This window comes from Nocardia sp. NPDC058114 (assembly GCF_042884695.1).
Lineage (GTDB): Bacteria > Actinomycetota > Actinomycetes > Mycobacteriales > Mycobacteriaceae > Nocardia.
Genome location: NZ_JBHVTK010000001.1, coordinates 1,267,826 through 1,285,413, shown reverse-complemented (window position 1 = coordinate 1,285,413; position 17,588 = coordinate 1,267,826). Strand labels below are relative to the sequence as shown.

Annotated in this window: 18 protein-coding genes; 13 read left to right on the top strand and 5 right to left on the bottom strand. The window is 68.6% G+C overall.

Going from position 1 to position 17,588, the window contains the following annotated elements; genetic code table 11:
• Window positions 1–5 precede the first annotated feature (5 nt).
• Both ACFVVI_RS05875 and ACFVVI_RS05870 read right to left on the bottom strand, forming a co-directional pair.
• Entirely contained in the window at window positions 6–293 is a 288-nt protein-coding gene (locus tag ACFVVI_RS05875; protein WP_378987684.1) for a putative quinol monooxygenase, read from the bottom strand.
• A 51-nt stretch (window positions 294–344) separates the two neighbouring features.
• The gene (locus ACFVVI_RS05870; RefSeq protein ID WP_378987687.1) at window positions 345–1,040 is read right to left on the bottom strand and encodes a PadR family transcriptional regulator; all 696 of its coding nucleotides are present in this window, start codon (window positions 1,038–1,040) and stop codon (window positions 345–347) included.
• 129 nt (window positions 1,041–1,169) lie between these two features.
• On the opposite strand from ACFVVI_RS05870, the gene ACFVVI_RS05865 reads away from it, so the two are divergent.
• Complete coding sequence (locus ACFVVI_RS05865; protein WP_378987690.1) at window positions 1,170–1,676, top strand: flavin reductase family protein; 507 nt, start codon at window positions 1,170–1,172, stop codon at window positions 1,674–1,676.
• 45 nt (window positions 1,677–1,721) lie between these two features.
• Here ACFVVI_RS05865 and ACFVVI_RS05860 read toward each other — a convergent pair whose 3' ends face one another.
• Complete coding sequence (locus tag ACFVVI_RS05860) at window positions 1,722–3,353, bottom strand: flavin-containing monooxygenase (protein ID WP_378987693.1); 1,632 nt, start codon at window positions 3,351–3,353, stop codon at window positions 1,722–1,724.
• A 196-nt stretch (window positions 3,354–3,549) separates the two neighbouring features.
• On the opposite strand from ACFVVI_RS05860, the gene ACFVVI_RS05855 reads away from it, so the two are divergent.
• The 7 genes from ACFVVI_RS05855 (at window position 3,550) to ACFVVI_RS05825 (ending at window position 10,307) form a co-directional block, all read left to right on the top strand.
• Window positions 3,550–5,085, top strand: a complete 1,536-nt coding sequence (locus tag ACFVVI_RS05855; RefSeq protein ID WP_387443514.1) for an FAD-binding protein — start codon at window positions 3,550–3,552, stop codon at window positions 5,083–5,085.
• Window positions 5,086–5,191: 106 nt separating this feature from the next.
• Complete coding sequence (locus ACFVVI_RS05850) at window positions 5,192–5,563, top strand: nuclear transport factor 2 family protein (RefSeq protein WP_378987699.1); 372 nt, start codon at window positions 5,192–5,194, stop codon at window positions 5,561–5,563.
• A gap of 11 nt (window positions 5,564–5,574) precedes the next feature.
• The gene (locus tag ACFVVI_RS05845) at window positions 5,575–7,236 is read left to right on the top strand and encodes an FAD-binding protein (RefSeq protein ID WP_387443512.1); all 1,662 of its coding nucleotides are present in this window, start codon (window positions 5,575–5,577) and stop codon (window positions 7,234–7,236) included.
• Window positions 7,237–7,247: 11 nt separating this feature from the next.
• Window positions 7,248–7,505, top strand: coding sequence for a hypothetical protein (locus ACFVVI_RS05840; RefSeq protein ID WP_378627708.1), 258 nt, complete (start codon window positions 7,248–7,250; stop codon window positions 7,503–7,505).
• Window positions 7,506–7,529: 24 nt separating this feature from the next.
• Window positions 7,530–8,321, top strand: a complete 792-nt coding sequence (locus ACFVVI_RS05835; protein WP_378987705.1) for an SDR family NAD(P)-dependent oxidoreductase — start codon at window positions 7,530–7,532, stop codon at window positions 8,319–8,321.
• On the top strand, window positions 8,318–9,187 hold the full coding sequence (locus ACFVVI_RS05830; protein ID WP_387443509.1) for an alpha/beta fold hydrolase: 870 nt from the start codon (window positions 8,318–8,320) through the stop codon (window positions 9,185–9,187). The genes ACFVVI_RS05835 and ACFVVI_RS05830 overlap by 4 nt, the downstream gene beginning before the upstream one ends.
• A 91-nt stretch (window positions 9,188–9,278) precedes the next feature.
• Window positions 9,279–10,307: a hypothetical protein gene (locus ACFVVI_RS05825; protein ID WP_387443507.1), complete on the top strand. Its 1,029-nt coding sequence runs from the start codon at window positions 9,279–9,281 to the stop codon at window positions 10,305–10,307.
• A gap of 4 nt (window positions 10,308–10,311) precedes the next feature.
• Here ACFVVI_RS05825 and ACFVVI_RS05820 read toward each other — a convergent pair whose 3' ends face one another.
• Complete coding sequence (locus ACFVVI_RS05820) at window positions 10,312–11,139, bottom strand: mycofactocin-coupled SDR family oxidoreductase (RefSeq protein ID WP_387443504.1); 828 nt, start codon at window positions 11,137–11,139, stop codon at window positions 10,312–10,314.
• Between the two features lies 1 nt (window position 11,140).
• Window positions 11,141–11,938: a mycofactocin-coupled SDR family oxidoreductase gene (locus ACFVVI_RS05815; RefSeq protein WP_378987716.1), complete on the bottom strand. Its 798-nt coding sequence runs from the start codon at window positions 11,936–11,938 to the stop codon at window positions 11,141–11,143.
• Window positions 11,939–12,130: 192 nt separating this feature from the next.
• Here ACFVVI_RS05815 and ACFVVI_RS05810 point away from each other — a divergent pair, with 192 nt between their 5' ends.
• The 5 genes from ACFVVI_RS05810 (at window position 12,131) to dmpG (ending at window position 17,564) form a co-directional block, all read left to right on the top strand.
• Window positions 12,131–13,186: a 2Fe-2S iron-sulfur cluster-binding protein gene (locus ACFVVI_RS05810; RefSeq protein ID WP_387443501.1), complete on the top strand. Its 1,056-nt coding sequence runs from the start codon at window positions 12,131–12,133 to the stop codon at window positions 13,184–13,186.
• 14 nt (window positions 13,187–13,200) lie between these two features.
• Window positions 13,201–14,703 (top strand): MDR family MFS transporter, encoded by a 1,503-nt coding sequence (locus ACFVVI_RS05805; RefSeq protein WP_387443499.1) that lies wholly within the window; start codon window positions 13,201–13,203, stop codon window positions 14,701–14,703.
• Entirely contained in the window at window positions 14,697–15,482 is a 786-nt protein-coding gene (locus ACFVVI_RS05800; RefSeq protein WP_387443497.1) for a 2-keto-4-pentenoate hydratase, read from the top strand. Before ACFVVI_RS05805 ends, ACFVVI_RS05800 begins: the two co-directional genes overlap by 7 nt.
• 52 nt (window positions 15,483–15,534) lie before the next feature.
• A complete protein-coding gene (locus tag ACFVVI_RS05795; RefSeq protein WP_378987728.1) occupies window positions 15,535–16,443 on the top strand; it encodes an acetaldehyde dehydrogenase (acetylating) in 909 nt (302 codons plus the stop codon).
• A gap of 86 nt (window positions 16,444–16,529) precedes the next feature.
• Window positions 16,530–17,564 carry a 4-hydroxy-2-oxovalerate aldolase gene (gene dmpG, locus ACFVVI_RS05790; RefSeq protein WP_387443495.1) on the top strand — a complete coding sequence of 345 codons (1,035 nt, stop codon included), beginning with the start codon at window positions 16,530–16,532 and terminating at the stop codon, window positions 17,562–17,564.
• Window positions 17,565–17,588 lie beyond the last annotated feature (24 nt).

Here is a 17,588-nt window from a genome sequence, read left to right as displayed (position 1 = left end):
CAGGTTCAGACCGCGGTGAAGTACTCGATCTTCGGCGCAGCCGCCAGCAAAGGAGCCATCAACTTGCCTGCCGCGCGGAAGTGCTCCGACCGGCCGTGGGCTTCGACGGCGGCGTCGTCGGAGTACAGCTCGAAGAACCGGTAGTGATCGGCGTCGGTCCGCGAACGCACCAGCTGGTAGGTCAGATTGCCCGGCTCGTTGGCCTTGATCTGTTCGACGAGATCGGCGACGACGGCTTCGAACTCCGCACCCGCACCGGCTTTGACGGTCACCTCGGCGATGACTGCGATCATGATTTCTCTCCCTTTTTGGTGCGACAGTACCCGCGATCGGAGAGACACGGCCTAGTCCGCCGGGTCGTGCTGCTCGAGCTCTTCTTCGCGCACCCGCTGCTCGATCTCGCGCCAGCGACCCGGCGTCGGGTGGGGGTAGTCGGTGCGGTCGTCGTGTTCGGCGCCCGCCAAGACGGTGGCCGCGTTGTCGATGTCATCGATCAGCTGCTGCGCGAGGTCGCGTTCGGTCGCGTAGTGGCGCTGCGCCCATTGCAGCACGAGCTGCGAATAGGCCCAGCCCGGTTCGGATTTCGCGGCTTCGGCATCGATCGCGGCGCGTTGGGCGAGTTTGTCGACGTCGGCGATGTGGTCGTGCAGGATCTGCTTGAGCCGATCCGGGGACCCGAGATGGCCGAACATCACGCGCAGCAGCACGTGGTGTTTGAGCACCGACGGATCGACCGGCGCCTTGTTCCACCACGTGGTCACCGCGGCCCGGCCCTCCGCGGTGATCTGGTACAGCCGTCTGGCGCGCATGGTGTTGTCGGGATCGAGTCGCGAACTCGCGAAGCCGTGCTGTTCGAGCTTCTTCAGCTCGGCGTAGATCTGGCTGTAGGACGGGGTCCAGTAGACGTAGCGCAGACTCCAGTCCGCCCATTTCTTCAGGTCGTAGCCGGAGATCTCCTCCTCGTACGAGAGCATGGCGAGCACCGCCCAGCTGGTCGGCGGCAGATTGGGCACGCCGGAGTCGGGGTCGGGGGTAGCCATGGCTGAATGCTAGCAACCGATCTTCCCGGAATTCACCCGTCAGCAACCGCTGACCGGGAGGCCGTCTTGAGGCGCTGCCCGATCTTCCCGGATTCTGGGAGGCATCGAATTCCGTTCGGAAGGACCTCTATGAATGCGGACAACGTCGTCGTCGACGCAGGTATCCCGGCCCCCGCGGACCTGCGCAGAGTGCTCGGGCACTTCGCGACGGGCGTCGCGGTGATCGCCGCCCACGACGGGACGCGACCGCTCGGCTTCACCTGCCAGTCGGTGGTGTCGGTGTCGCTGGACCCGCCGTATGTGTCGTTCTGCCCGGCCAAGAGTTCCACCAGCTGGCCGCTGCTGCGGGCGGCGGGCGCGTTGTGCATCAACATCCTGGCGCAGGAGCAGAGCGCGCTGTGCCGCCAGTTCGCGGTGAGCGGGGCCGACAAGTTCGCCGGCGTCGAGTGGGACAGGGCGGGCAACGGCGCACCCGCGCTGGCCGGGGCGCTGGCCCAGATCGAGGTGACGGTGGAGCTCGAGCACGACGCGGGCGACCACACCGTGGTACTCGCGCGCATCGGTGAGCTGCGGGCCACCGAGGGCGCCGAGCCGCTGCTGTTCTACAAGGGCGGGTTCGGCGGCTTCACGGCCTGACACGACGACGGGGTGGTCCGGTGCGGACCACCCCGTCGTCGCCGCTCACGCCTCGATGACGTCGAAGCCCTTGTACCCGGCGGCCGCGACCTCGGCGATGATCTGGCCGTAGACGCCGAAGCCGCCGACGAAGGGCATGAACACCCGTGGCCTGCCTTCGATGTTCGCACCCAGGTACCACGAATTCGCCTGTGTCATCAGCGTTCCCGCGGCCCGGTTCACGCATTCGAGCACCCACTCCGCGACCGCGTCCTGGCGTGCCTCCAGCGCCACCGCTCCCCTGCCGTCGAGGAAGCCGATCGCCTCGGCCACCCAGTCGACGTGCAGTTCCGAGTGCAGCACCATGTTGGCCAGCACCGACGGACTGCCGGGACCGGTGAGGTTGAACAGGTTCGGAAACCCTGCCATCCCCAGTCCCAGATAGGTTTTCGGCCCTTCCCGCCAGGCGTGGTTGAGCGTCTCGCCGTCGCGGCCGACGATGTTCATCCGCGACACCGAACCGGTCATCGCGTCGAAGCCGGTCGCGAGCACGAGGGTGTCGAGGGGGTAATGCGTGTCGGTGGTGTGCACGCCCTCGGCGTCGATCCGGGTGATCGGTGTCGCCTTCAGGTCGACGAGGTCGACATTGGCGCGGTTGAAGGTCTGGTAGTAGTTCGTGTCGGTGCAGATCCGCTTGGTGCCGATGGGGTGGTCGTGCGGGACGAGCAGGTCGGCGACGCGCGGGTCCTCGATCACCGCCCGCACCTTCTCCTCCCAGAATTCGCGGGCGGTGTCGTTGGCGGCGAGGGTCGTCAGCTGATCGGGGAAGGTCTTGCTGAACAGCACACCGCCCAGCGCCCAGCGCTTCTCGTAGGCCTCGCGCCGGTCCGGCTCGCTCACCGCGACCGCGGATGCCGGATGCGCCTGGTGTGGCGAACCGCCGCCGCTGGCCATCGACAGCCGCCTGCGCTCGGGATAGTTCGCCTTCTGCGCGGCCCGGTCCTGTTCGGTCAGCGGCGTATTGCCCGCGGGCACACTGTAATTGGCGGTGCGCTGGAACACGTGCAAGCGCTCGGCCTGCTCGGCCACGCACGGGATCGTCTGGATACCGGAGGAGCCGGTGCCGATCACGCCGACCCGGCGGCCGGTGAGATCGACCCCCTCGTGCGGCCAGTGCGACGTGTGCAGGAGCTGCCCGGCGAAGGTGTCGAGTCCGTCGATGGCCGGGGTGTTGGCGTTGGAGAGCGGGCCGGTGGCCAGCACGACGAACCGGGCCGAGACCGCGCGGCCGGTGTCGGTGTCGACCTGCCAGCGCAGGGTCTGCTCGTCGAGCACGATATCGGTGACGCGCGTGTTGAATTCGATGTCGCGACGCAGTTCGTAGCGGTCGGCGACGTGCTCGAGGTAGGACAGGATCTCGGGCTGGGTGGCGTACTTCTCGCTCCAGTTCCACTCCTGTTGCAGCGCGTCGTCGAAGGAGTACGAGTAGTCGACGCTCTCGACATCGCAGCGCGCGCCCGGGTAGCGGTTCCAGTACCAGACGCCGCCCACGCCGTCGCCGGCTTCGAACACCCGCACGGTGAGACCGCTGCCGCGGAAGCGGTGCAGCGCGTAGAGGCCGGCGATGCCCGCACCGACGACGACCACGTCGACGTCGGCCGGGCCTTTCGCTGGTGCCGATGGGGTCTCGGGGTTCACAGTGCCTACCTTTCGATGGAGACCGGTTTCTCTGCGGGCGACGCTAAGGACGCGCGCCGCGTTCGAGCAGGTCCCCTTCCCGCTGACCGGCACATTCGCGCATCGATGCTCTCCCGGTGATCGGGAGAGCCGCCCCACGACCACCGGCGCCGGGCCTACCGTCGAGCGCAATTCGAGGTGGTACCAGGAGGAAACAGTGGTGGACTGGAACGACGAGGTGGATGTGCTGGTCGCGGGGTCGGGTGGTGGCCTGGCCGGCGCCTACACCGCCGCGCGCGAGGGACTCAGCGTCGCGGTGGTCGAGGCGACCGACAAGTTCGGCGGCACGACGGCGTACTCGGGCGGCGGCGGGGTGTGGTTCCCCTGCAACCCCGTACTGGAGCGCGCGGGCACCGACGACACCCTCGACGACGCACTGACCTACTACCGCGCGGTGGTCGGTGACCGCACCCCCGACGAACTGCAGCAGACCTATGTGCGGCGGGGCCGCGATCTCATCGAGTACCTCGAAGCCGACGACCATTTCGCCTTCATGGTGCTGCCGTGGCCGGACTACTTCGGGAAGGCACCCAAGGCCCGGCTCGACGGTCAGCGCCACATCATGCCGACGCCGCTGCCTGCCGCGGAGCTGGGCCCGCTGCGCGCATCGTTGCGCGGAACGCTGGACACCGACCGGCTCGGCGCTCCCCCGCAGGACCTGCTGATCGGCGGTCAGGCGCTGATCGGGCGGATGCTGCGCGCGATCTCGAGCTACCCGCACGCACAGCTGCACCTGGATTCGCCGCTGGTGGAACTGGTGGTCGAGGACGGTGTGGTGACCGGCGCGATCGTCGAACGCGACGGCGCCCGCGTCGCGATCCGCGCGCGGCGCGGCGTGATCCTGGCGGCGGGCGGTTTCGAGCAGAACGCCGAGCTGCGCACGCACTACGGTGTGCCGGGCGAGGCGCGAGACACCATGGGGCCCTGGGGAAATCAGGGTAAGGCGCATCAGGCGGGCATCGCGGCGGGCGCCGACACCGATCTGATGGATCAGGCGTGGTGGTCGCCCGGACTGACCCATCCCGACGGGCGGTCCGCGTTCGCGCTGTGGATCACCGGCGGCATCTTCGTCGATCAGGACGGCAAGCGGTTCGTCAACGAGTCGGCCCCCTACGACCGGCTCGGCCGCGACGTGATCCGCCAGATGAACGATCGCGGGCTCACCCTGCCGTTCTGGATGATCTACGACGACAAGGAGGGCGAGGTGCCGCCGATCAAGGCCACCAATGTCTCCATGGTCGAGACCGAGAAGTACGTCGAGGCCGGGCTGTGGCACACCGCCGACACCCTCGCCGAGCTGGCCGCGAAGATCGGCGTGCCCGCGGCGAACCTGGCGGCCACCGTGGAGCGGTTCAACGCGATCGTCGCCACCGGTGCCGACCCCGATTTCGGGCGCGGCGACGAGGCCTACGACCGGGCCTTCTCCAACGGCGAACCGCCACTGGTGACCATCGACAAGGGGCCCTACCACGCGGCGGCGTTCGGCATCTCCGATCTGGGCACCAAGGGCGGGCTGCGCACCGACAGCGCGGCCCGGGTTCTCGGCCGCGACGGCGAGCCGATCCCCGGCCTCTACGCCGCGGGCAACACCATGGCTGCCGTGAGCGGCGAGGTCTACCCCGGCGGCGGCAATCCGATCGGCGCGTCCATGCTGTTCAGCCACCTCGCCGTCCGCCACATCCTCGGCGAATGATCCACCCCCGGTCTTTCCCGCTGGACGGGAGAGACCGGGGCATCCGAGCCACCGGATGTGGTTCGGTTCACAGACTCATCCCTTTCGACATTTCAGGAGCGACACGATGGCTTCAGCGGACGACATTCGCGCAACGGTGCGCAAATATGTGGAGGCCGTCGGCAGCGGTACGGCCGCCGACGTCGTCGCCCTCTACCGCGAGGACGCGACGGTCGAGGACCCGGTCGGCACCGAACCGCATGTCGGGCACGCAGCGATCACGAAGTTCTACGAGAACATCGAGCCGCTGGAGCGTTCGACCGAACTGTTCTCCGTCCGCGTGGCCGGCAACAGCGCCGCGTTCAGCTTCCGGGTGGTCACCAAGTTCGGTGAGCAGACCTTCACCCTCGATCCGATCGATGTCATGACCTTCGACGAGGACGCCCGCATCGTGAGCATGCGCGCGTTCTGGTCCCAGGACGACATGGTCGTCGGCTGAGCGAGGCGGAGATGACTGCGACCGAACAACACTGGGATCACGAAGTCGGCTTCCTCGTCGTCGGCAGCGGCGCGGGCGGGCTCACCGCCGCGCTCGCCGCCGCCGATCGCGGCCTGGACACCCTGGTCATCGAGAAAGCCTCCGTGTACGGCGGCAGCACCGCGCTCTCGGGCGGCGGCATCTGGGTGCCCAACAACCCGGCGCTGCTGCGCGAGGGCCTCGGCGATTCCCGCGCCGACGTGCGCGCCTACCTCGACGCCGTGGTCGGCGATCGGGTGCCGTCGGCCAACCTCGACGCGTTCATCGACGAGGGCCCGCGGATGCTGGCCTTCCTCGAGACCAGCCCGCACCTGCGTTTCCAGTGGTGCGCCGGCTATTCCGACTATCACCCCGAAGCACCGGGGGGACGGCCCGCGGGCCGCTCCATCGAGCCGCTGCCGGTCGATCTCAAACAGCTCGGCGCCGATGAGGATCTGCTGCGTCCGGCCGCGCTCGCGACACCGCCGGGGCTGTTCATCACCTCCAAGGACTTCGTCCAGCTCAATATGGTGACCCGCACCTGGAAGGCCCGCTGGACCGCGCTGCTGACCGGCCTGCGGGCGGTCAAGGCGATCGTGTTGCGCAGACACATGGACACGCTCGGCCGGGCCCTGATCGCCCGGCTGCGCCTGGCCGTGCGTGATGCGGGAGTGCCGCTGTGGCTCGACACCCCGTTGCGCTCGCTGATCACCGACGATACGGGCGCGGTGCTCGGCGTGCTCGCCGAGCGCGACGGCCGCGAGATCCGGATCAGGGCGCGTGCCGGTGTGCTGCTGGCCACCGGCGGGTTCGAGTACAACCAGGCCATGCGCAAGGACCACCTGCCCGAGGGCGGGCGCGACAACTTCAGCGCGGCGTCGGCGGACAACACCGGCGACGGCATCATCGCGGGCGAAAAGATCGGCGCGGCAGTCGATCTCATGGACGACGCGTGGTGGATGCCGTCGTTCCAGCGACCGGAGGGCATCAACCAGGTGCTGGTGTCGGAACGCTCGATCCCACGCTCGATCATCGTCGACGGCACGGGCAAGCGGTTCACCAACGAGGCATCGCCGTATGTGACGTTCGTGCACGCCCAGCTGAAGGGCGGCCACGATCCGGCCTGGCTGGTCTTCGACGCGAAAGCCAAGAGCCGCTACCCGATCGGTGGCATCGTGCCCGGCCAGAAGTTCCCGGCCTCGTGGTCGGGGGCCGGCCTGATCCGGTCCGCGCCCGATCTCGAGGGACTCGCCGCCGCCATCGGCGTGCCCGCCGACGCGTTGCGCTACACCGTGGGACGCTTCAACGGTTTCGCTCGCGACGGGCACGACGCGGACTTCGGCCGCGGTGTCAGCGCCTACGACAACTACTACGGTGATCCGACCCTGGCCACGCCCGCACTCGATGTGCTGGACAAGGGCCCGTACTACGCGCTGCGGGTGCGGATCGGCGACCTCGGCACCAAGGGCGGCCTGGTCTACAACGCCGACGCCCAGGTGCTGCGCGCCGACGGGTCTCCCATCCCCGGCCTCTACGCCGTGGGCAACACCTCCGCCGCGGTGATGGGCAACGACTACGCCGGTGCGGGCGCGACGATCGGCCCGGCCATGGTGTTCGGCTACATCGGCGCCCGCCATGCCGCCGGCGAGCGATGAGAGGGGCGGCCATGCAACCCGTCGAATGCGCTTCCTGCGGAAACAAGGTGCTGGCAGAGAAATTCAGTCCCAGTCACACCAGCATCCAGTGGCTCGACGACGCCGAGTCCGCGTGCCCCGAATTCGCTCGGCGCGCGGCCCTCGGTGAGCACAGCAGCTGGATCCCCACCTGCCCCGCCCTGCGCGACTCCATCGAGGACGCTGTCCGCGTCGGCGCGCTGGCGACCGATCAGCTCCGCCACGAACCGGTTCCCGGCCGACTCGGCTGACACCCAAGACCAGGAGAGAACCCCATGAACAGACTCGACAACCACCGGACGCTGGTCACCGGCGCCGCCTCGGGCATCGGCGCGGCCACCGCCCTGCGACTGCTCGACGAGGGCGCCAGGGTGGTCGCCGCCGACGTATCAGCCGAGGGCCTCGCCGCGACGAGCGCGCAGGCCGCCGAGCGCGGCACCGCCGACCGGCTCACCACCCTCACCATCGATATCGGCGACGAGCAGTCGGTGATCGAGGGCGTCCGCTCCTCGATCGAGACCCTCGGCGGCCTGGATTCGCTGGTGAACGCGGCGGGCATCCTGCGGGCCTCGCACACCGATCAGACCCCGCTCGACCTGTGGGACCTGATCATCCGGGTGAACCTCACCGGCACCTTCCTCGTCGTCCGCGAGGCACTGCCGGCACTGCTGGTCAACCCGCGCGCGACCGTGGTGAACTTCAGCTCGACGTCGGCGGCCTTCGCGCACCCGTACATGGCGGCCTACGCGGCGAGCAAGGGCGGCATCCAGTCCTTCACCCACGCCATCGCCCTCGAGTACGGCGGCAAGGGCTTGCGCGCGGTCTGTGTCGCGCCCGGCAGCATCAAGTCCGGAATCACCGAAGCCACTGGCGGATACGTGCCCTCCGACGCCAACTGGGCCCTGTTCGGAAAGCTGTCGCCCGTCCTGCCGACCGACCTCGAATCCGGCGGCGCGGGCATGGGTGACCCTGCCGCGGTCGCCGGCGTGATCGCGATGCTCGTCTCCGAGGACGGCGCCTTCATCACCGGTACCGAGATCCGCATCGACGGCGGTACCCACGCATGACCGACCTGAGCTACGAGGGCACGCTGCGCGAGATCACCACCGACGCGGGCGTCTTGCGGTACCACGAGGCGGGCGAAGGACCGCCGCTGTTGCTCCTGCACGGATCAGGGCCCGGTGTCACCGGATGGCGCAACTTCCGCGGTAACCTCGCCGTCTTCGCGCAACGATTCCGTTGTCTCGTCCTGGAATTCCCCGGTTTCGGGGTGAGCGACGACTTCGGCGGACATCCGATGATCACCGCGCTGGATGCGGTGGTTCGTTTCGTCGACGCGCTCGGCCTCGACAGCGTCGACATCATCGGCAACTCGATGGGTGGCGGCGTAGCGCTCAACTACGCCATCGCCCATCCCGAGCGGGTCGGCAAGCTGGTGACGATCGGCGGCATCGGCCGCAATCTCTTCAGCCCCGGCCCCGGCGAGGGCATCAAGCTGCTCCAGGAGTTCACCGAGGAACCGACCCGCGAGCGGTTGATCCAGTGGCTGCATTCGATGGTCTACGACCCCGCGATGGTGACCGAGGAATTGATCGAGGAGCGCTGGACCCAGGCCACCGATCCCGCGACACTGGACAGCGCTCGCCGGATGTACAGCAAGGCCGCGTTCGCGATGATGATCAAGGCGATGGAGGCCTCCGACGCACCGCCGCCGTGGGCGATGCTGCACAAGGTGGCTGCCCCCACGCTGATCACCTGGGGCCGCGACGACCGGGTGAGCCCCCTCGATATGGCGCTGATCCCGATGCGTACCATCCCGCGCGCCGAACTGCACGTGTTCCCCCACTGTGGGCACTGGGCGATGATCGAGCGCAAGGGCGAATTCGAGTCGGCCGTACTGGCTTTCCTCACCCGCGAGGACACCGCACACTGAACCGGCACAATGCGCGGGCCGCCATCGGGCGGCCCGCGCATTGCGGTTTTCGCGGCGGATTCTCTGCCGGCTGCTGGCAGGATGAACTGCTATGCGCTTCACCGTGCCCACCATCGTGGTGATGATGGCGGCAGTCCTGCTCACTGGATGTTCGCTCTTTCCGCAAGGGCCCGATCAGGCCGAGCGTGACCGCTGGTCCCGGGTGATCGAGACAGCCATCGAGGCCCTTCCGGGAGTGGCCGACGCGTCGCATACGTTCCAGTACCACCCGTACGGCCCCAACTCCTACTACACATCCCGACTCGAGGTGCAGCTCGAGGACGGCGTCACACCAGCCGAGACCGCGTCTGTCGTGCGTGTCATGGGCGCTCAGCAACTGCCGCCGCACTATCGAGGCGACTCGACCATGGTCAAGATCCACCGGAAGACCGACTCCTTTTCGGGGACCGGCAGTCCGTGGCGGAACGTGGACGTGGAAGCGAACGCGGCATACACCTGGACCCGAGTGTCAGCGGCCGATACCGGTGCGCAGATCCACTGGTCCACCAGCAGCTTCACCGCCACCGCGGACATGGACGGACCGACCGAATTCATCAGTGTGCGAGCGGGCTCCGAGGCCGAACCCCACCGGGCCACCGCGGCGATGCGCCGCATCATCCAGGACTTCCCCGAACTGGCATCCAACTACTGGACAGTGTCCCCCGTTCATGGGGAGAGCATGTCCGAGCACTACTCGAAACTGGCGCCCAGTTCGACCCACACGGACCGCCGCCCCCGTTTCCCCTCCACCGGCGAACTCGAACTGTGGGAGTGGTTCCTGACCGATCAACCCACCCCGTTCCTCGCCGAGGTGTCGGTATTCGACCCGCCCGACACAGCAGGCCGCACACTGGGCGTCACGGTATTCCCGCCCAGCGGACAGAAATTCAGTGCCGCGCAGGCGACACAACTCGCCGACCGGCACCTTCGTTACCTGTCCCGGCCCGGTGCTGTGGTCGACTACACGATCGTGACGCGCGACGGCCCCGGGGTCGCCGTCCTTGTCGGCGGCTGCCCGGCATCCGAGCGCGAGGTCGCACCGGAGTCGGAGCCCTTCGCGCGTCAGTACGAACGGTGCTAGCGCACTAGCGCTGGGTGCTGCCCGCGTCGATGGGCAACGTCACCGCGGTGATGTAGCGGCCCTCGTCCGAGGCGAGAAACAGGGCGGCGTTGGCGATGTCGACCGGGTCGACCCACGGGATGGGCAGCATGTTCATGGTCACGGCCGCCTCCGCGAATTCCTCGCGGGTGGGGTTCTCCCGGTCGGGCCGGAACACCTTGCGCACCATGTCGTTCTGGATCATCGGGGTGTCGACATTGGTCGGATGCACCGAGTTCACCCGGACATGGTGCGGGGCCAGCTCTTTCGCGAGCGAGCGCATCAGCCCCACCACCCCGTGTTTGGCGGCGGTGTAGTGCGCGACACCCACCAGGCCGCGTAGTCCGGCGATCGAGCTGGTCAGGATCATCGCGCCGCCGCCGCGCGCGATCAGGTGCGGGGTGGCGGCCTTGCACGTCTGCCATACCCCGGTCAGATTGACGTCGATCATCGTCTGCCACTGCTGTTCGGTCAGTTCCAGTGCGCCGCCGCTGGAACTGATTCCGGCAGTGGCGCAGACGATGTCGAGACCACCCAGCTGCTCGACCGCGGCGTCGACCGCGGCCCGCAGCGCCGCGCCGTCGCGGACGTCGACGGTCGCGGCGACGATCCGCGCACCGGTCGCCTCGACCGCGCGCACGGTCTCGGCGAGGTCGTCGTGCGTCGCTCCCGGCGACACCACGGTCTCGACCGGCCCGCAGATGTCGACGGCGACGATGTCGGCGCCTTCCTCGGCCAGCCGGATCGCCTGTGCGCGGCCGATACCGCGCGCGGCGCCGGTGATCAGCGCGATCTTGCCCGAAACCCGTCCCATGTCACACCTTCTGAGTAAGTCCGGCATCCACCACGAGTTGGGTTCCCGTCACGTAACGGGACTCGTCGGATGCGAGGAAGAGCACGGCATTGCTGATGTCGACCGGATCCACCCACGGAACGGGCAGAATCGTGCGCCGGGCCAGCGCCTCCGCCGCGTCCTGCTGCGTCGGATTCGGCAGGTCGGGGCGCAGTTTGGCGTACACCGCGTCGTTGAGGATCATCGGCGTGGCGACGGAGCCGGGATGCACCGTGTTCACCCGGATCCCGCGCGGGCCGAGCTCGTTGGCCAAGGTGCGGGCGAGCCCGACCACGGCGTGCTTGCTCGCCGAGTAGTGCGCGGCGGCGGCCGCGCCGACGATGCCGTTGGTGGAGCTCACGATCACCACCGAGCCGCCGTCGGACAGGGCGGGGACGGCCGCGCGCACGGTGTGCCACATGCCGGTGAGGTTGATGTCGATGGTGCGCTGCCAGGCCTGATCCGACAGCTCCCAGGACAGGCCGAGGTCGGTGTAGATGCCGGCGTTGGCCACGATCACGTCCAGGCGACCCAGCGCGGCGACGCCGTCGGCGACTGCCACGTCCAGGGCTGCCTGATCGCGCACGTCGGCGACGCCGGTAACGCACTGGCGACCCGTTGCCTCGACTTCGCGTGCCGTCTCGGCCAGCTCGGGCGCGGCGGCCTCGATGTCGAGTGCGATGATGTCGGCGCCTTCCTCGGCCAGCCGACGGCAATGGGCGCGGCCCATTCCCCCGGCCGCGCCGGTCACCAGCGCGACGGTGTGCTGCATGCGGTTCATCGGGTGCCCCCGGAGAATCTGGTGTCCACGAGCCCGACGCTAGGGTCGCCGTCCACCGCATCCGCCCTGGTCTTCCCGGTCAGCGGGCAGTGCACCGCGATCTCCCGGCCACCGGGAGCCACGGGCTCCGCAACGCCGGCGAGCCTGCGACGGTGCTCCGCAAGACCGGTTCCGAGATCGAGGAGAACACCAGTGACGAGGGCGACTGTCGACGTTCCGCGGAGCTCGCGGGTGGTGACGCTGCGCGTATCCGCGGTGATCGAAGAGACCGCGGACGCGCGGACGCTGGTGTTCGAGGTACCCGAAGCGGTCACCGACCGCTTCGCCTTCCGGCCGGGCCAGTTCCTCACGCTGCGGATCCCGAGCGAGCGGCCCGAACCGGTGGCGCGCTGCTATTCGCTGGCGAGTTCGCCGTTCACGGGCGATCCGCCGCAGGTCACGGTCAAGCGCACACCCGGCGGCTACGGCTCGAACTGGTTGTGCGACAACATCGCTGTCGGCGACACCCTCGATGTGCTGCCGCCGCAGGGCGCCTTCACCCCGGCCTCACTCGACACCGATCTGCTGTTGTGGGCGGCGGGCAGCGGCATCACACCGGTGATGTCGATCCTGCGTTCGGCCCTGGCCTGCGGCACCGGCCGGGTGGTGCTGTTCTACGCCAATCGCGAGCAGGCATCGGTGATCTTCGCCGACGCCCTGCGCGATCTCGTCGCGCGGTACCCGGGCCGGATCACTGTCGCGCACTGGCTCGAATCGCTGCAGGGCCTGCCCACCGCGGCCCAGCTGGCCGACTTCGCCGCGCCGTATTCGTCCTTCGCGGCGTTCGTGTGCGGGCCCGGCCCGTTCATGTCGGCGGTGACCGAGGCACTCTCGGGCGCCGGATGGCCGCGCGAACGCGTCACCACCGAGGTGTTCGTCTCGCTGTCCGGTGATCCGTTCGCCGAACCCGAGCCGCTCGACCCCGTCGACGACGCGGATGCCGCGCGCGTGGAGGTAGAGCTCGACGGGACCGTGCACGCGTTGAGCTGGCCGCGCTCGCGCACCCTCGTCGACGTCATGCTCGCCGGCGGGCTCGATGTCCCGTACTCCTGCCGCGAGGGCGAGTGCGGAACGTGCGCGTGCACCGTCGTCGACGGCGAGGTCACCACGACCAACTCGGCCGTCCTCGATCAGGACGACATCGACGCCGGGTACACCCTGGCCTGCCAAGCCCGCCCGCGCACCGACCGGGTCCGTATCCGCTTCTGAGCGAGAGGTGTTCTGTGGCAACCGATACCGCGCGGCCCGATGTCGGCTTCGGCTCGGACCGTGGGCCGGTGCTGGCCTCGCTGATGCTCGCCACCGGACTCGTCGCGCTCGATTCGACGATCCTGGCGACCGCGGTGCTGTCGATCACCGACAGTCTGGGCGATTTCACGCTGTTCCCGTGGCTGTTCACGAGCTATCTGCTCGCCCAGGCCGTCACCGTGCCGATCTACGGCGCGCTCGCCGACACGTTCGGGCGCAAACCGGTGATGTTGTTCGGCATCGCGGTGTTCGCGCTGGGCTCGCTGCTGTGCGGGCTGGCGAGCAGCATGCTCGCCCTGATCGTGTTCCGCGCCGTCCAGGGCATCGGCGCCGGCGCCATCCAGCCCACCACCATGGTCATCGCGGGTGATCTGTACACGTTGGCCGAACGTGCCACGATCCAGGGCTATCTGGCCGGGGTGTGGGCGGTGGCCTCGGTGACGGGCCCGCTGCTCGGCGGTATCTGCGCCGACTATCTCGGGTGGCGGTGGATCTTCCTGGTCAACCTGCCGCTGGCCGCGCTCGCCGCCTGGATGCTGATCCGCAACTTCCACGAGTCCGTACCGCGGCGCCGGCGCAGCGTCGACTACGCCGGGGCGGTCCTGTTGACGCTCGGTGCGGGGGCACTGGTGCTCGGACTGCTCGAGGGCGGTCACGCGTGGGCGTGGGGATCGCCGGTCGGTATCGCCGTCTTCGGGTGCGCCGGACTGTCGCTCACGCTGTTCGTCGCCGTCGAAGCGCGGGCCACGCAACCGATTCTGCCGCTGTGGGTGTTCACCCGGCGGGTGGTGATCGCGAGCAGTGTCGCGGCCATGCTGGGCGGGGCGCTGCTGTTCGGGTTCACGACGTATGTGCCGATGTTCAATCAGGGCGTGCTCGGGTCGAGCGCCCTGGTCGCGGGGCTCGTCACCGGAGCGCTCACCCTGGGCTGGCCGTTGGCCGCGGCCAGAGCGGGAAAGGTGTATCTGCGCTTCGGGTTTCGCACGTGCGCGGTGCTGGGCAGTACCGTCGCGGCGCTCGGCGTGGTGACGACCCTGCTGCTCGACGAGGATTCAGCGCTGTGGCAGGTCGCCGCGTCGTGTTTCGTGGTGGGCGCGGGCATGGGCTTGGTGGCCACGCCCACGCTCATCGCGGCGCAGACGAGCGCGCGGTGGGCCGAACGCGGGGTCGTGACCTCCGCCACCATGTTCGCGCGGTCGCTGGGCAGCGCGGTGGGAGTCGCGGTCTTCGGCGCGATCGTCAACGCGCGCCTGGCCGGCGACGGTGCGCCGACACCGCAATCGCTTTCCGCCGCAATACATCTCGTGTTCGTGTCCATCGCGGTCATGACCGTTGTCCTGGTCGTCGCGTGCGCGGCGATCCCGCGCCGGGCCGGGGAATTTCCTGTCCATCCAGCGGGAGAGCCCGGCCCGGCGAGCCGCCTCGACCACGAGCATGGGGTGGCATCACCAGACGAGAAGAGGGAGCCAGGATGCTGACAACCGGCATGCGCACCGAGCTCGCCGCCGAACTGGCGCGGGCGGAGCTGGATCGGGTGGCCGTGTCCCCCATCGTCGACCGGTATCCGGGCATCGATGTGGTGGACGCGTACGAGGTCCAGCTGCTCAATATCCGGCGCAGGCTCGACGACGGCGGAAAGGTCGTCGGGCACAAGGTGGGGCTGTCGTCGAACGCGATGCAGCAGATGATGGGCGTCGACGAGCCCGACTACGGTCACCTGCTCGCCGACATGGAGGTCTACGAGGACGTCCCCGTCGATACCACCAAGTTCCTGCTGCCGCGCGTGGAGGTCGAGGTCGGGTTCGTCCTCGGCGCCGACCTGCCCGGCGAGGACTGCACCGAAGCCGACGTCTTGGCCGCGACCGTCGCCTACGCGCCATCGATCGAGCTGATCGACTCACGGATCACCGACTGGAAGATCGGGCTCGCCGACACCATCTCCGACAACGCTTCCTCGGCCGGGTTCGTCCTGGGCCGCGAACGCGTCGCCCCGGGCGATATCGATATCACCGCGATCGATGCAGTGCTCACCCGCAACGGTGAGATCGTCGCCGAAGGCCGCAGCGACGCGGTCCTCGGGGATCCGTCGATCGCGGTCGCCTGGCTGGCCCGCAAGGTCGCGACCTTCGGGGTCCGGCTGAAAGCGGGCGACATCGTGCTCCCCGGTTCCTGTACCCGCGCCATCGACGCCCGACCCGGCGACGATTTCCGCGCCGACTTCACCGGACTCGGCTCCGTCCGCTTGTCGTTCACCTGAGCCGATCCCACCCGCGGCCCGTCCGGGCCGCCATTCCTCGAGGAGGCCAACCGTGTCCCACGGTTCCGTCACCGCCGCGATCGTCGGATCCGGCAACATCAGCACCGATCTGCTCTACAAACTGCTGCGCTCGGAGTCCATCGAGCCGCGCTGGATGATCGGCATCGACCCCGAGAGCGAAGGGCTCGAACGCGCGCGCGGACTCGGCCTGGAAACCTCCGCCGAAGGTGTGGACTGGCTACTCGCCCAGGACGAGAAGCCCGACATCGTGTTCGAGGCGACTTCGGCCTACGTCCACCGCGCGGCCGCACCCCGCTATGCCGAACTCGGCATCCGCGCCGTCGACCTCACCCCCGCCGCGGTGGGTCCGGCCGTGGTACCGCCGGTGAACCTGGCCTCGCTGCTGGAAGCGCCGAACGTCAACATGATCACCTGCGGCGGGCAGGCCACCATCCCGATCGTCGCCGCGGTTTCGCGCGTCGTGCCTGTCCCCTATGCCGAGATCGTCGCGTCGGTCTCGTCCAATTCGGCAGGTCCTGGCACCCGCGCCAACATCGACGAGTTCACCAAGACCACCAGCCGTGGCGTGGAAACCATCGGCGGCGCCCAGCGCGGCAAGGCGATCATCATCCTGAACCCCGCCGAACCGCCGATGATCATGCGCGACACCATCTTCTGCGCGATCCCCGACGACGCCGACCACGACGCGATCACCGCCTCCATCCACCAGATGGTCGCCGACATCCAGCAATACGTGCCCGGCTACCGCCTGCTCAACGAACCCCAGTTCGACGAACCTTCCGTCGTTTCCGGCGGACTGGCGAAGGTTTCGGTGTTCGTCGAGGTCGAAGGCGCGGGCGATTTCCTGCCCCCGTACGCGGGCAACCTCGACATCATGACCGCCGCGGCAACCCGTGTCGGTGAGGTCATGGCCGATCAGATCCTGTCGACGCGGGTGTGATCATGACCGATTCGTCAGCCCTGGACACCATCACCCCCGAGGCCCTGCGTCCGCCGCAGCCGAGCCGGGCGTAAGGAGACTCGACCATGCCATTCTCTGCCGAACTCGACATCCGGATCACCGACACCTCCCTGCGTGACGGCTCCCACCACAAACGCCACCAATTCACCACCACCGAAGTCCGCGACATCGTCACCGCCCTCGACAACGCCGGCGTCCCCGTCATCGAAGTCACCCACGGCGACGGTTTGGGTGGTTCCTCGTTCAACTACGGATTCTCCAAAACCCCCGAACAAGAACTCATCACCGTCGCCGCCCGAACAGCCAAGAACGCCAAGATCGCGTTCCTCATGCTGCCCGGCGTCGGCGTCAAAGAAGACATCAAGATCTCGCAGGACAACGGCGCCGCCATCTGCCGCATCGCCACCCACTGCACCGAAGCCGACGTCTCCGTCCAGCACTTCGGCTACGCCCGCGACCTCGGCCTCGAAACCGTCGGCTTCCTCATGATGTCGCACACCCAGCCACCCGAAACCCTCGCGAAACAGGCCCGGATCATGGCCGACGCAGGCTGCCAATGCGTCTACATCGTCGACTCCGCGGGCGCACTCGTCCTCGAACAAGTCTCCGACCGCGTCGCCGCCGTCGTCGCCGAACTCGGCACCGACGCCCAGGTCGGGTTCCACGGGCACGAAAACCTCGGCCTCGCCGTGGCCAACTCCGTCTACGCCGTCCGCGCCGGCGCCACCCAGATCGACGGCTCCACCCGCCGCTTCGGCGCCGGTGCGGGCAACACCCCCGTCGAAGCCTTCGTCGGCGTCGCCGACAAGCTGGCCATCAAGACCGGCGTCGACTTCTTCGCCATCGCCGACGCCGCCGAAGACGTCGTCCGCCCCGCCATGCCCCAGGAATGCCTGCTCGACCGGCAATCACTGATGATGGGCTACGCGGGCGTCTACTCCAGCTTCCTCAAGCACGCCGAACGCCAAGCCGAACGCTACGGCGTCTCCGCCGCCGAAATGCTCGTCCGCGCGGGTAAACGCAAACTCGTCGGCGGCCAGGAAGACCAACTCATCGACATCGCTTTGGAACTCCGGCGCGAAGCCTCCGTCACGGTCTGAAGTACCCGATTCAGTCATCACCGC

Excerpts from the sequence above, each read along its gene's own strand:
- ACFVVI_RS05820 (WP_387443504.1), bottom strand. The coding sequence starts at position 11,139 with ATGGGACGGGTTTCGGGCAAGATCGCGCTGATCACCGGCGCCGCGCGC.
- ACFVVI_RS05845 (WP_387443512.1), top strand. The coding sequence starts at position 5,575 with ATGACTGCGACCGAACAACACTGGGATCACGAAGTCGGCTTCCTCGTC.
- ACFVVI_RS05865 (WP_378987690.1), top strand. The coding sequence starts at position 1,170 with ATGAATGCGGACAACGTCGTCGTCGACGCAGGTATCCCGGCCCCCGCG.
- dmpG (WP_387443495.1), top strand. The coding sequence starts at position 16,530 with ATGCCATTCTCTGCCGAACTCGACATCCGGATCACCGACACCTCCCTG.
- ACFVVI_RS05850 (WP_378987699.1), top strand. The coding sequence starts at position 5,192 with ATGGCTTCAGCGGACGACATTCGCGCAACGGTGCGCAAATATGTGGAG.
- ACFVVI_RS05830 (WP_387443509.1), top strand. The coding sequence starts at position 8,318 with ATGACCGACCTGAGCTACGAGGGCACGCTGCGCGAGATCACCACCGAC.
- ACFVVI_RS05835 (WP_378987705.1), top strand. The coding sequence starts at position 7,530 with ATGAACAGACTCGACAACCACCGGACGCTGGTCACCGGCGCCGCCTCG.
- ACFVVI_RS05800 (WP_387443497.1), top strand. The coding sequence starts at position 14,697 with ATGCTGACAACCGGCATGCGCACCGAGCTCGCCGCCGAACTGGCGCGG.
- ACFVVI_RS05875 (WP_378987684.1), bottom strand. The coding sequence starts at position 293 with ATGATCGCAGTCATCGCCGAGGTGACCGTCAAAGCCGGTGCGGGTGCG.
- ACFVVI_RS05815 (WP_378987716.1), bottom strand. The coding sequence starts at position 11,938 with ATGAACCGCATGCAGCACACCGTCGCGCTGGTGACCGGCGCGGCCGGG.
- ACFVVI_RS05870 (WP_378987687.1), bottom strand. The coding sequence starts at position 1,040 with ATGGCTACCCCCGACCCCGACTCCGGCGTGCCCAATCTGCCGCCGACC.
- ACFVVI_RS05840 (WP_378627708.1), top strand. The coding sequence starts at position 7,248 with ATGCAACCCGTCGAATGCGCTTCCTGCGGAAACAAGGTGCTGGCAGAG.
- ACFVVI_RS05825 (WP_387443507.1), top strand. The coding sequence starts at position 9,279 with ATGCGCTTCACCGTGCCCACCATCGTGGTGATGATGGCGGCAGTCCTG.